Annotated in this window: 11 protein-coding genes and 4 pseudogenes; 7 read left to right on the top strand and 8 right to left on the bottom strand. The window is 50.6% G+C overall.

Going from position 1 to position 13311, the window contains the following annotated elements:
- The first annotated feature begins 34 nt into the window (after window positions 1-34).
- The 4 genes and pseudogenes from ACWAU0_RS22395 (at window position 35) to ACWAU0_RS22380 (ending at window position 3620) form a co-directional block, all read left to right on the top strand.
- The gene (locus tag ACWAU0_RS22395) at window positions 35-1216 is read left to right on the top strand and encodes a YncE family protein (protein ID WP_458139301.1); all 1182 of its coding nucleotides are present in this window, start codon (window positions 35-37) and stop codon (window positions 1214-1216) included.
- 141 nt (window positions 1217-1357) lie between these two features.
- Complete coding sequence (locus ACWAU0_RS22390; protein WP_458139300.1) at window positions 1358-1744, top strand: rhodanese-like domain-containing protein; 387 nt, start codon at window positions 1358-1360, stop codon at window positions 1742-1744.
- A gap of 135 nt (window positions 1745-1879) precedes the next feature.
- Window positions 1880-2442, top strand: a pseudogene (locus ACWAU0_RS22385) (OsmC family protein).
- Window positions 2443-2523: 81 nt separating this feature from the next.
- Window positions 2524-3620 (top strand): annotated as a pseudogene (locus ACWAU0_RS22380) (alkene reductase).
- Window positions 3621-4070: 450 nt separating this feature from the next.
- Here ACWAU0_RS22380 and ACWAU0_RS22375 read toward each other — a convergent pair.
- The 3 genes from ACWAU0_RS22375 to ACWAU0_RS22365 form a co-directional block, all read right to left on the bottom strand.
- Window positions 4071-4562 (bottom strand): GNAT family N-acetyltransferase, encoded by a 492-nt coding sequence (locus tag ACWAU0_RS22375; RefSeq protein WP_458139299.1) that lies wholly within the window; start codon window positions 4560-4562, stop codon window positions 4071-4073.
- The gene (locus ACWAU0_RS22370; protein WP_458139298.1) at window positions 4563-4862 is read right to left on the bottom strand and encodes a type II toxin-antitoxin system TacA family antitoxin; all 300 of its coding nucleotides are present in this window, start codon (window positions 4860-4862) and stop codon (window positions 4563-4565) included.
- Window positions 4863-5108: 246 nt separating this feature from the next.
- Window positions 5109-5618: a recombinase family protein gene (locus ACWAU0_RS22365; protein WP_483283224.1), complete on the bottom strand. Its 510-nt coding sequence runs from the start codon at window positions 5616-5618 to the stop codon at window positions 5109-5111.
- Between the two features lie 304 nt (window positions 5619-5922).
- Here ACWAU0_RS22365 and ACWAU0_RS22360 point away from each other — a divergent pair, with 304 nt between their 5' ends.
- Window positions 5923-6726: an Imm44 family immunity protein gene (locus ACWAU0_RS22360; RefSeq protein ID WP_458139296.1), complete on the top strand. Its 804-nt coding sequence runs from the start codon at window positions 5923-5925 to the stop codon at window positions 6724-6726.
- A 409-nt stretch (window positions 6727-7135) separates the two neighbouring features.
- Window positions 7136-8356 (top strand): potassium/proton antiporter, encoded by a 1221-nt coding sequence (locus ACWAU0_RS22355; protein ID WP_458139295.1) that lies wholly within the window; start codon window positions 7136-7138, stop codon window positions 8354-8356.
- A 118-nt stretch (window positions 8357-8474) separates the two neighbouring features.
- Here the strand turns inward: ACWAU0_RS22355 and ACWAU0_RS22350 are convergent, their stop codons facing one another.
- The gene (locus tag ACWAU0_RS22350) at window positions 8475-8816 is read right to left on the bottom strand and encodes a hypothetical protein (protein WP_458139294.1); all 342 of its coding nucleotides are present in this window, start codon (window positions 8814-8816) and stop codon (window positions 8475-8477) included.
- A 147-nt stretch (window positions 8817-8963) separates the two neighbouring features.
- Window positions 8964-9533, bottom strand: a pseudogene (locus tag ACWAU0_RS22345) (IS66 family transposase); the annotation flags it as partial.
- Between the two features lie 607 nt (window positions 9534-10140).
- On the opposite strand from ACWAU0_RS22345, the gene ltrA reads away from it, so the two are divergent.
- Window positions 10141-11442, top strand: coding sequence for a group II intron reverse transcriptase/maturase (gene ltrA / locus ACWAU0_RS22340; protein WP_458139293.1), 1302 nt, complete (start codon window positions 10141-10143; stop codon window positions 11440-11442).
- An 83-nt stretch (window positions 11443-11525) separates the two neighbouring features.
- Here ltrA and tnpC read toward each other — a convergent pair.
- The 3 genes and pseudogenes from tnpC to ACWAU0_RS22325 all read right to left on the bottom strand — a co-directional run.
- Window positions 11526-12536, bottom strand: a pseudogene (gene tnpC, locus ACWAU0_RS22335) (IS66 family transposase); the annotation flags it as partial.
- A gap of 31 nt (window positions 12537-12567) precedes the next feature.
- The gene (gene tnpB, locus ACWAU0_RS22330) at window positions 12568-12918 is read right to left on the bottom strand and encodes an IS66 family insertion sequence element accessory protein TnpB (protein WP_458139292.1); all 351 of its coding nucleotides are present in this window, start codon (window positions 12916-12918) and stop codon (window positions 12568-12570) included.
- The gene (locus ACWAU0_RS22325; RefSeq protein WP_458139291.1) at window positions 12894-13301 is read right to left on the bottom strand and encodes a transposase; all 408 of its coding nucleotides are present in this window, start codon (window positions 13299-13301) and stop codon (window positions 12894-12896) included. The genes tnpB and ACWAU0_RS22325 overlap by 25 nt, the downstream gene beginning before the upstream one ends.
- Window positions 13302-13311 lie beyond the last annotated feature (10 nt).

Genomic DNA, 13311 nt, shown 5'->3' with positions numbered 1-13311 from the left:
CAATACGACCGGTCTACTAATATGGAGACGGTTTATGTACATGATTGAGGATTATTCGATGAAAATTAGATATTTTTTACTATTAACGCTGCTAAACAATCTGTTTTCGCCTATAGCTTCTGCGGAAATGCTGGCGATGCTGAACTATGAATCAGAACCTCAGCAGCAACCGCGCCGGGAAGGAATTGCTATCATGGAGCTTGATCCTAAATCTCGAAATTTTGGAGAAATTATCGAAGATATTCCCCTGCCGGTTGACGGGGTTTCACATCATATTTTTTATAACAAAACATTGGATAAAGCCTACATCACCAATTTGGGAAATGGTGCCCTTAGGGTAATGAAAATGCGTAGAACACCGTTAAACCCTGTGGAAGTTCCGGTGCCAATGTGTCAGGTTGGAGAAGACATCGTGTTTTCCGATGATGGAAAAACCTGGTATTTAACCTGTATGGGTAGCAGCAACGTTATCGTTGGCGACGCTCAGACTGACAAGGTAAAACAGGTGATCAGCAGTGAAGACAAAGACCGGTTTATCCTTTATCCACACGGGATTGGTTTTAATCAAACAATCAATAGGCTGTTGGTTACAAGTACCATCAAGCCGGATATGAGTCAGACGGGCGAAACCGTAGCCGAGATTGAAGCGTCATCCGGAAAAATCATCGCAACGCACAAACTTGTCGCTCCTGGCTCCAATGGCGGTTCTGCACCGGTCGAAGCAGTATTCATTCCACATTCTCAGCCTGCCAAAGCCTACATCAACACCCTGTTTGAAGGGCGTTTATGGTTGGCCGATTGGCAACAACATTCCAGGCAGTTTAATTTCAAACCGGTTTTCAATTTTGCCGATATAAAACAAGGCGCACCATTGGAAATCTATTTCAGCCATGATCATAAAAGGTTGTTTATCACCACGGCTAAACCAGGTGCTTTTAATGTTTTTGATATCAGCACCGACCCCAGCCAACCAAAATTAATTAAGTCCATTGCAACCGCCAGTGGCTCCCATCATGCGGTGATATCCCCGGATGAACATTATGCCTTTGTGCAAAATAATTTTTTAAATCTGCCAGAGATGAATGATGGATCAGTATCTGTTATCGATTTACATAAAATGGAGAAAATCCGAGATATTAATACCCTTAAAAATAAAGGCTGGAAAGCAAATATGATTTTAATGATGCCTGAATGGCATACAGATGATGCGCATTAACAAAGTTAGTATGCGGAATTTGTTAGCTGTTTGACCAACTAGAAACAGATTATACAAGTTACTAAAGCGACAATTATTCATTGACCATTTTGACTTGCGACCTAATTCAATCAAACTCAAGTAAATTAAGAGAAAATTCCAATGAGCGAAGAAAAAAACCTAAAAGATTTTGTAAAACAGGCTAAAAATCAAATACAAGAAATTGAGGTAACCGAAGTTCATGATTATTTGAAACAGGGATACCAAATTTTGGACGTAAGGGAACCCGGCGAGTATTTAGCCGGCACCATTGCTGGAGCACTGAATATTCCGCGTGGAGTTTTAGAACCTGCAGCCGACCGTGAATATGCAGGTCATCACGCAGAACTGATGGATAGAGACAAAAAATGGTTATTATTTTGCGCAAGTTCTGGCCGTTCAGCCATGGCGACAGTGACATTACAACAAATGGGATTTAAAAACGTCAAAAATATTAATGGTGGAATGAATGCTTGGAAAATGGCGGAATTGCCCATAGTGCAACCTTAATGCAAATTTGTCATGTAGAGCGACAGTAAGGATTCGTAAGCGATACCAGTATCCCACTTTAGCGAAGGCGCCATGCGCGAATTTGCTGGAGCTTATTTCGGGCGCGACAGCGCCTTCATGTAGAGGAGTAATCAGATGAGCAACAAACTAAACGGTATTAACGTAGCGGCGCTGCAGGAATTTGCACAGGGCGTAGCCGAAGCCAAGGATGCTGCAAAGCGCAGCGCCCGATTCAATGTCAAGACCCAATGGGAACATCAAACACGTTCCGTGGCGACGGTTAGTCAGTACTCCTTGGCTGGGGTTGAACATCAACGTCACTTCGAGATTGCCGCCGACGAGCCTACCGAATTGCTCGCGGTCAGAACTCGGCGCCAAATCCTCAGGAACTGCTCATGGCTGCGCTCAATGCCTGCATGACGGTGGGTTACGTTGCCAATGCTGCGGCAATGGGTATCACCGTTCACAGCCTGGAAATCGAAACCGACGGAGAGCTTGATCTGCGCGGATTCCTTGGTCTGGATGAAAGCGTCAATCCGGGTTACGACCAAGTGAGCTACGTTGTTCGGCTGCACACAGATGCCCCGCGTGAGAAGGTCGAAGAACTGCACAAGATCGTTACCAAGACCTCGCCGAACCTGGCCAATTTCTCCAAGGCCATCCGCATGCTGCCAAAACTGGAGATTCAAGGAGCCTAGTCCCAAGGCACTCTGCCAAAACCATTCAGCTTGAAAGCACGTAGCGCGTTCAGCGCTGCGTCCCCTTATTTGAGGTACACAATGAGCAATTTGTTCACCCCCTACGATCTGTCCGGCGTCTCGCTGGCCAATCGGATTGTTATGGCCCCGATGACCCGCACCAGGGCGCTGGATAATGTTCCTGATGAACTGACCGCGCTCTATTACGCGCAACGAGCTTCCGCTGGCCTGATCGTCTCCGAGGGTTTGCCGATCTCCGATGAAAGTCGCGGCTATCTGTATACCCCAGGATTGTACACCGATGAGCAAACACAGGCCTGGCGGAAGGTCACGGATGCTGTACATGCCAAAGGTGGGAAAATCTTTGCGCAGCTTTGGCACGTCGGCAGAATGTCGCATACCTCCCTTCAGCCCGACAATGCAGCGCCGGTGTCCTCCGGCGAAGTGCCGGCGACCAACACAAGCGTCTATGCGTGGTTGGAACCCGGCAAGGCCGGCCCCGTGGCACCGAGCGTTCCCAGAGCGCTGAGGAGGTCCGGCGTGTCACAAGGGACTTCGTAGCCTCCGCGCTACGAGCCATTGACGCAGGATTCGATGGCATTGAACTGATGGCCGCCAACGCCTTCCTGTTCGACCAGTTCCTTAGCAGTGAGCTGAACACGCGCACGGATGAGTACGGCGGATCTATCGCCAATCGCCAGCGTTTCCTCCTTGAAACCGTCGATGCCATCGCTGACGCAATCGGCGGAGCACGTATTGGTGTACGCGTATCCCCCTTCGGGCGACTGTACGACTTGAGTCCATATGCAGACGAGGAAGAAACCTGGATGAGCGTCGCAGCGGCACTCAATGACAGGGAGCTGGCCTATGTACACCTGAACTATCAGCCCACCATCACCGCCGCTGAGGTTCCTGCTGGTTTTGGTGCGCGTTTCCGGCAAGCCTATAAGGGCACGCTGATGGCGGCGGGAGGTTTTGATCGTGAGCTTGCCCAAGCGGAACTGGAGAAAGGTGATCTCGACCTTTTTGCATTCGGAACTTCGTATATCGCCAACCCTGACCTTGTCGAAAGAATGCATAATGGATGGCCGCTCGCAGAGAGCGACCGTTCGACGTTCTACGGCGTCATCGGCTCCAAGGGCTACACCGATTACCCCAATTTTCAGCATAGTGGCTGAAAGGTGATGGAGAAGTCTTCGATCATCCAGGACTCGCCCAGGCAACGTGTGAAGGAGTGATTGCCGAGAATCTTCGTCATGAACAACAGACGATCATCAAATATAACCACAGCCGATTTTTTGAGCTTTTTACATGAATCCCGACCGTCCCTCAATGACTGACGGTTTTGAACTTGGAATCGGTGGCTAATTAATCGGAATACGCAGGAAATGTATAAAAACTCGGTGTCGCTATATTTTGGCTTATGAAAATCACTACAAACGACTAACTAAAGGTTTTCGGCGCATGACCATGAACGCTATTGCCCATTTTCACACGAATCCTTACGGTCAACCTTCATGCAGCAATGCTTCTCGCTGCTCTGCCCAAAAAATACTGGCCGCATGCTCCGATATACTCCCATCTGCCACCAATTGGCATAGCCCAAGATATGACGCGTAACCCATCCCTCACACCTCCGATAACGGCAAAAACAGCGTGCGCGGATGGGTCGGGGAGGGATGAAAGCCGTGCGAAGCATAAAAATTGACGGCTTGCTCTGATAAAGCATGAACCAGCAGCGCACGGACGCCGACAACCTCGGAAACCTGAACCGTGCGCAAGATCGCATCACGCAATAAGGATTTGCCGAGTCCGTGGCGCTGCCAAGCGACATCAACCGCCAACCGGCCAAGGATCATTACGGGAATAGGGTCTGGCATGTTGCGGCGGACACGGCCCGGCGCAAGCTGGCCATCAACGGAACCAGTCGAGAGACAGTAATACGCGGTCACTTGTTGATCGGCACAGAGCACATAGGTGCGCGACGCCCCGCGCCCTTCGTTGCGCAAGGCGCGGTGTTTCAACCAATGGTCAAGGGTTGGCTCGCCACAATCGAAGTCTGCCACATCATGCGCGGCAGTCAGTGGGGCAGGGGCGTTCCATTTTTGAAGTTCCGACAATCACGGCTCCCATGGGGCTTTGGTCGCCATCAATTTTCGCAGCTTAGGATTCTCGCTTGGCGGTGCGTCCAGCAAGGCTTGAAATTTCTGGAACGCCGCCGCATCCAGGGTAAAAACGCGCTGGTCAAGCAATACGTCTTCAGCTTCGCGGCAAGCCGTTTCTAGCATAAATTCGGTGCGTGATTTCCCTAACAACTCGGCGGCTTGGTCGATCAGGTCTCGTTGCCTGCGCTGAGCGCGAATATTGATATTGATGTCACGGATTGGACTACCGCCTTCAGTCGGCTCGATTGGTTGCATGGGTTTGCCCTCAGCAAAAGGTTCATTTGTCTATATAGCCGAAACGTGCGCACATTGTCAATACGTTTAACAGTCACACTGGGGTACCGTAAGGATTGCTGCGTAAATGAGTAAAGTCGCCCCGTAACCTTGGTATCACGGGCTTTTAGGACTAGCGGGAGCATTTGAACAGAAACTTACGGTTTCGCCATCAGCTGCCTGTTTGTAACCGTAAGTTTGTGTACTGATCTCCAAGCAAAACTGGCGTTAAATCCGGCCTTCTTTAATGGCCTTGTAATAAGTGCGCCGACCGATACCCACCTCAAAAACGGCTTTGCTAACACTCGAGCCATTATCGACAAGCTTTTGCACTTGCTGTAGCTTGGCTTCGTTAACAGGCTTACGGCCTTTGTATTTACCATCCTCTTTAGCGATTTCGATGCCTTCCCTTTGGCGTTCCAGCATGATACCCCTTTCAAATTCAGCTATAGCCGCTAGCATGGTGAGCATCAATTGCCCGGTTGGGGATTTAGTATCCAAATTAATATTGAGGACTTCAAAGTCGGCGCCTTTCTTTTTTATCGCTTCGGCTATGTTCAACAAATCCTTGGTTGATCGTGCTAACCGATCAAGTTTTGTCACCGTAACGGTATCGCCTTTACGAATGTAAGCCAGTAACTTATTTAACTCGGGGCGATCAGCATTACTTCCCGATACTTTTTCTTTGAAAATCTCATGGCAACCCGCCTTGTTAAGTAATTCCAACTGGGCAGCCATATTTTGCTCCGTTGTGGATACTCGGCAATAGCCGATTTTTGTTGAATTCATATTGTCTTGGGTGTTTTGTGCATATAGAATATGTGCACATTATAAGTTGTGCATTTAGACAAATTCAACTACAAATGCACAAAAATGCGCCTTCTCTAAGTGTGTAGCTAGACCAAGATTCAAATGCACAGCTTTTGGAACCCGAGAGCACCAAAAATAGGTGTCATTCAAAAACAACATCCGTTTTTCCAGGAATTCTAACTATCGCCAGTTTCTTGAAGAACTTTGTACCAATCAGCGAGTGCCGTTATCGATGACTACCAGTGAAGGTTTCTTAAACCGACGGCAACGCTACCAGTCCATTAAGCTGTCACAGGATTTCTCAGATGAAGAGATGGCCAGAGACTGGACACTTTCCGATGCCGACAAAAAGGAAATCAGCAAATACCGAAAAAATTCCCGGACATTTATTGCCATCCAGTTAAGCGCGTTACGCTTGTATGGTCGCTTTCTGGCCGAAGTCAATAGCCTGTCACCCCGCATTGTCAACTACCTCAACAACCAATTGGGTTTGCCGCCTTCGCTGACAGTAGCAACGCCGGATCGCGAAGCGACATTATCGTCGCTACGCTTTTGCCGTCAAGTTACCCTTAACGTTAGCCATTTCAACATGCACATTTCAACGCTATCGGACATCAATTGGGAATCAAAAGTCGATCACGCACTAAAGGCGCTTGATCTGCACAGCCTTTTCGAAGAAAAGGACTACGGCCATGGTCTATCATCACTCGTGATAGTTTTCAACTGTCGCGATCCTGGGCTTGGCCACAAGCAGCGAGTGCGTTTGAACAATAGCACCAAAACATTCTACATTGACGTCATGTTAGACCTTGACACATTTGTTCGAGCATCGCAAGTTGAACGCAGACAAATAATTTTTGACCAAACGCGCATTCAATTAGGCGAAGTTTTTCGGCGGCGCCGGCTAAAGGACGTTGACACTGAAAAATTGCTTGCGGACCTTTTTGCTTATATGGATGAGCAACTCAATGGCCCAACTTCAACGCGGTTTGACAAGTACTGCCTTGAACATGCAGTGGGGCCGATCCATGGCTAACCAGCGGGTCAACTTGACCCAAAAGCTACGCTCCTATCGTCACTACGCTTTTGCCGGCAAGTTACCCTTATCGTTGAATGGCTGCTATTTGAAGCCCTCCCGACATTGAGCGCAATGCTGCGAATGTCAACAAGGGGTCGTGACCTGATGGCCAGTCTGTTCGAAATGAATCATTGTCAGTGGCCGCTTTAGAGAAATTTTGCATAGTCTGATTTTGTTGAAACCGTAAGTTTCTGTTCAAATGCTCCCGCTAGTCCTGATAATGCCGGCCCAGGCTTGCAAGATAGCCGGCAAACCCATATATCTTGAGTTGATTACATGGTTTTCAAAATATAACTCCGCGCATTCATCGCGCGGTACACACTTATTTAAAAATTGATTATGAATCCAGACATGCAGAGGACCGCCCATGCCCTCGATTGAATTAGTTAGCTTAGTTGGCGCCGGCTTATTATTAATCAGCGTTTTTTCCAGCAAACTGGCCAGCAAAGTGGGGATTCCCTCGTTGCTGTTCTTTTTGTTGACCGGCTGGCTGATCGGTGAATTAGGCGGACCTGAGCTGCACAGTCCGGAGATAGCCAAATTTATCGGCGACTTTGCGCTGATTTTTATTTTGTTTACCGGCGGACTCGACTCGCATTGGCCCAATATTCGCCCGGTGTTGTGGCAGGGATTATGCCTTTCCACGCTTGGCGTGTTCATCACCATGCTGTTATTGGGCAGTTTTACTTGGTTTATCCTCGGCTCGTTCAGCACGTTTTCGCTGGGTGTGCATGGCATCACGCTGACCCAGGGCCTGCTGCTGGCCGCTATCGTCTCTTCCACGGACGCGGCCGCGGTGTTTTCCGTGCTGCGTTCCAGCCACATCGTTTTGAAAGGCAACTTGCAACCTTTGCTTGAACTGGAGTCGAGCAGCAACGATCCGATGGCCGTGTTGCTAACCGTCACCTTGCTTAACTATTCGACCGGGGGCGAGTCTGCACTTCTGGAAGGCGGTATGTTTCTGGTTCTGCAATTGTTGATCGGTGTGGCGGTTGGTTATGGCGGTGGGCGTTTCATGGTCTGGCTGCTTAATCACATGGGCTTGAGTTCGGCCGGCTTGTATGCCATCGCCTCGATAGCATTGGTGCTGTTGACGTATAGTGGCGCCACATTCATGCATGGCAACGGATTTATGGCTGTTTATGTGGCCGGTATAGTGGCGGGGAACCGGGACGTTATCCATCAGCACTACATCAATGCATTCCATGACAGCTTCGCCTGGCTCATGCAAATCATCATGTTTTTAACGTTGGGTATGCTATCGGTGCCCTATCGTGCTGAATTGTCGTCCTTGGCCAGTGTGGCCGTGGCTATCAGTCTATTCCTGATGTTTGTAGCGCGTCCGGTCAGCGTTTTCATCAGTTTGTTCTGGGCCAGGATCGGGTTTAAGGAAAAGCTGCTGGTGTCCTGGGTGGGACTTCGCGGTTCCGTACCTATCGTACTGGCAACTTTTCCATTGGCGGCCAACATTAATGAGGCCGGTGAAATTTTCGTCCTGATCAGTTTCATTGTGGTGATGTCGGTATTGATTCAGGGGTTTTCGCTGGCCGCTGTTGCACGCTGGCTGGGGTTGGCGGAGAAAAATTAAAAACCGCTGCCTACATGTGCAGTTGTTAATTGGCTTTGATCTGACTACATAATTTAAATTGCTTTGACAGGAATTCGATTACGCTAGGGCTAATCGGAGTGAGCTTGACACATATTTCTTATCTGCCTAAGAACGGAATATCTGAAACACTGACAGTTGCTTTAATCTCCAGCTTATCAAGCATCATTTGCACGGACTTTTGACGTTTCCACTTATCAGGATGTGGGCCGACAACAATATGTTTGATAGGTAGTTTTCGATCAGATTCAGGAATTCCATCAAACAGCGAAATGTAGGGAACAAGAACCCCTGAGTATGGACGGAACGATACCGCTTTATTAGATGGAAATACATCGATCTTCCCCGCCGCTTCGATCATATTTTTGGGGAACTGGACAGCTACTATTCTTACTTCGCATTCCTCTTTAAATCCTTGATGCTTATGTCGAATCGCCAGCATGATGGTCGGCTGGGCTAATTCAACTGCCTTTATTTCAAGATCGCCGTCAACTACGATTTCGGAGGCAATATCTTTAACTTTTCGTAAGCGATCTTCGAACGACGTACTTGAATTGAATTGGATAATGTCCTAGCAATTAGAAAGTGATTAAGCCGTTTGATCGGCGAGATTCCAAGGCAACAGTGCTTCGAAGTCCTCAGCGGTTTTCGCCGCGGGGAGCTCTCGGAACAGATCGACCAGATAGGTGTAAGGATCGATACGATTAGCCTTGCAGGTTTCGATCAGCGAATAGAGATTGGCGCTGGCACGGGCGCCGGCCACTGTGTCACAAAACAGCCAGTTGCGGCGGCCCACCACGAAGGGGCGTATGGCGTTTTCACAGAGATTGTTGTCGATGGGCCAAGCGCCGTTATCGATGAAACGAATCAGTTTGGGCCATTGCGACGATAGGTAATGCAAGGCTTTGCCCAGCAAACTGCCGGGGGTGACCGCATGCAGATGCTGTAGCAGCAAGCCTTCTATTTTTAGCAATACCGGTTTGCTGAGCTGTTGGCGCTGTTGCCCACGTTGTTCGACGCTCAGGTTTTTGGCCTTGGCTTCAATGGCATACAACTCGCTGATCGCGGCAATAAACTGTGTTGCCAGTGATTGCGGACCACGCGCGGCTTTGGGGATGGCGGCTTCGGCTTCGACAAAATAGCGGCGTGCGTGCGCCCAGCTTGCGTCCGGGTAAGTCCGGAAAAGGAGAATGTGAATAACTGAAACCTTTATTGAAATCCAGAGGGTTCGACTCCCTCCCGGTAAAGGCTAGCCAGCCAGCCGGAAACGAGTCTTGCATGGAGTCTAGTAATAGGCCTCGTGAAGCGTAGACAGTGGGTATTAAAGCTGTGTGATCGAGTCTCGAAATCATGTGATCGTTGACGTCTTCATTGTGTTGGGTATGGGGATAGCACCGTTACTTGCGTTTAGGCGAGCAAGTAGCGGGTCGGCCGGGATCTAAGAGCAGAGCAAAGATACAGGATGGATTTCCCGGAAACCGGAGAGATCCCGTATTTGACCCGTCAAATGAGCCTGATGGGCACCTTGGCTGAAAGGGGCCTGGCTATTCGGTCTGCTTGAATCGAATAGAGCGAACATCGAGCAAGGGCGGGAAGCCGTGAGTGAATCCATAAGCAAGCGGCCATTCAGTGCGGGAAGTCGTAGCTTCTCATAGTACTGTTGACAGTGGGGAACCTGGCTCGCAGGGACCCAAACGAGGGAAGGAGAAGTCGTGTTATGAAATCGCTTTAATGAAACATGGGAGGGTGCATTGGAACCTTTAAGCGTGTCAACGAAACGAGAGCGAATAGCCGAATTGGCCAAAATTCATCCTGACTTGGCGTTTACGTCGTTAAATCAGTACCTGGATTACGAATGGCTGCTCTATGCCTACCAACTGACCCGCAAGGACGGTGCGGTAGGAATTGATGGTCAAACCGCCGCTGACTATGTCGTCAATCTGGACGGAAATCTGAATGATCTTCTGGAAAGACTGAAGTCCGGACGCTATCAAGCGCCTGCGGTGAGACGGCACTATATTCCGAAAGGCGATGGGGGGCGGCGTCCGCTGGGTATCCCGACGTTTGAGGATAAAGTAGCACAACGGGCAGTAGTCCTCCTGCTGGAGCCGATCTATGAACAAGACTTTCATGATTGCTCCTATGGATTCAGGCCGCAGCGCAATGCGCATCAAGCATTGAGAAGCCTGCGTAATCACATTATGGATGATTCGGGTACCTGGATACTCGATGTGGATTTACGGAAATATTTCGATTCCATCGAATACGCCAAGCTCAGGGCGGTTTTGGACAAACGAGTCGTAGATGGTGTGATCAGGAAACTGATCGATAAGTGGCTTAAGGCCGGGGTTATGGAACAGGGGCGGCTGCATTATGTGGCGTCAGGCACTCCACAAGGGGGCGTGATTTCCCCTTTGCTGGCGAATGTGTTCCTGCACTACGCCCTGGACGAATGGTTTGTGAAAGTGGTGCAACCGAGATTGGCAGGTCCTGCCAGTCTTACCCGCTATGCCGATGATTTCGTCATGGTCTTCAAAAGCATTAGCGATGTTAGCCGAGTTTGGAAAGCTCTGGAAGGACGAATGCGATGCTTCGGCTTGCAACTCCATCCAGAGAAAACCCGATTGGTTGACTTCCGGTTTCGCAGGCCGCAGCAACAGGGTAGGCATAGCGCTATGGCGACAACGTTCAATTTTCTAGGGTTCACGCATGTCTGGAGTAAGTCCCGACGCGGCAAATGGATTGTGCTGCAGAAAACGGCCAAGGATAGGGTGGCGAGGACGCTAAAAGCGATTAACGAACGTTGCCGACTAATGCGTCATGATCCGATACGGGAGCAACAGCGTCGATTGAGTGCGATGTTGAAGGGGCATTACAGCTATTTTGGTATTACCGGTAACGATCGCGCACTGCGCGTGGTTCATCATCAGGTGGAACGTTTCTGGCATAAATGGCTGTGCCGTCGGTCTCGTAAGAGCCATATTCCGTGGCGGAATTTTCGGTCGCTGCTGAACCTGTTGCCGTTGCCACGACCTCAAATCGTACACCGTTACACCGCTGCGTGCTAATGCATAACATGAGGAACCGGATGCGGTAATTCCGCACGTCCGGGTCTGTGAGGGTCAGGGGTGGCAACGCCCCTGTCTACTCGGCAGCCGAGGTGAATGACACCGCGCACCGCCGCAATGGCGTTATACACTTCATAGCCGTCGCTCATCAGTACCGCGCCGGGCTTGATGCCGTCATACAACGGCTGCGCATGCGTGCCGCCGCGACCCGGTGTGTAGCTGAACAAGCGGATCGGCGGGCCCGAGCCGGTCATTTGTGCCCACAAGTAACTTTTGCTTTGCGCGGCGCGCCCGGATTCCTTGAGTACTTGAACCACGGTTTCGTCGCCCAGGATCAGATCGGCATCGAGTAGATGGTCGCGCAACAAGTTGATGATGGGTTGCACGGCATGGCCAACCCGCACCATGCTCGCCGCCAGGGTGTTACGCGACAGATCGCCGCCGAACCGGCTCAACAGCGCGGCTTGCCGATACAACGGCAGACTATCCTGGTATTTGGCGGTTGCCACCCAGGCCAAGGCGGTTTCGGTCAGCAAGCCTTTGGGAATGATGCGCGCCGGTGCCGGCGTCACCCGAAGGCTGTTGTCGCAGCAGGGGCAGGCATATTTGATGCGGTGATGCTGAATCACCCGCACCTGTTGCGGCACGATGTCGAGCTGCTCGCTGATTTCAGCACCGATTTCCACCAAGAGCGCGCCGTCATGGCCGCAGAGGCGTTCGGCTTCCGGCAGTTCATGGCGCACGATCTCGCGCGGCAGATGCGGGTCGAGTGGTTTGCGGCCGCGCTTTTTGCGGTTGTGGCCAGCCACCTCAACCGTTTCGGGCGTGCTTTCCTCGGCCGCCGGCGTACCGTTAGGGGCTAAGGTTTCGGCTTCGTTCAGGAATAGATCGCGTTGGGCAGGATTGGCCCGCGCTTCGGACTTGGCGGCATAGAGCTTATGCAAAAACGCATCGACGCGTTCTTTCAAACAATCACGCTCAACGGTCACTAACCGCAATTGCTGAGTCAGTCGTTGTTGTTCGGCCAGCAAGGTTTGGTGGTCGGACAACAACGCTTGGTATTCGTCAGCGGACAGCGTGATGGTGGTCGTCATGCCGCTATTTTACGCGCATTAAGCCATTGTTTCAGCTGGTTTTTGTATACATCCGCACCGGATGTGGCCGCATCGCCGCCAGGTCAATACCGGCTAATAGCCAGTGCAGTTGTTCGACCGTTAAAGTCACCACGGCGGCCTCTTTCGGCCAACAAAACCGATCCGTCTCCAGCCGCTTGATCATTAACCAAAATCCGGTGCGATCCCACAACAGCAGTTTGATCCGATCCCGCCGGCGATTGCTGAACACGTAGATGGCCGGCTCGAACGGATTCAAGCATAATGCCTGCTCAACCAGCAGCGCTAAACCATTGATGGCCTTGCGGCCGTCGACCGGCTCGCGGTGCAGGTAAACCTTCAATCCGGCGTCGAAACGGAACATGGCAGTTCGGCCAACGCCTTCAAAATCAATGGCAAATCACTCAATGCTACAGACGGCAGCTCAAGTTTGACGCCGTTGGGCAACTCCGCAGTGAGCGATGACTCAGTAAATTTTCCTGCGCTCAGCGATTGAACGGGCACAAAAGCCGGCAACGCTAATGGACCACTTGAGTTCGTATGCCCCGTTCCACGGTAATGTCCCATCCACTTGCGCAGCAGATTGGCATTGATACCGTATTCCAGCGCGACCTTGGCAACCGATATACCCGGTTGCAAGCAAACTTCTATCAACTCCCGCTTGGCTTCCGGATCATAAAGGCAGCGGCCGTCTCGCCCGTGCCCCACGATTAATGGCCGCGATATTCGCGTGTTGTGCTCCTTCATAGGTGTCCAC

It is taken from the genome of Methylomonas sp. Uni0009 (genome assembly GCF_054188105.3).
This window is presented reverse-complemented; position numbering and strand designations above follow the sequence as displayed.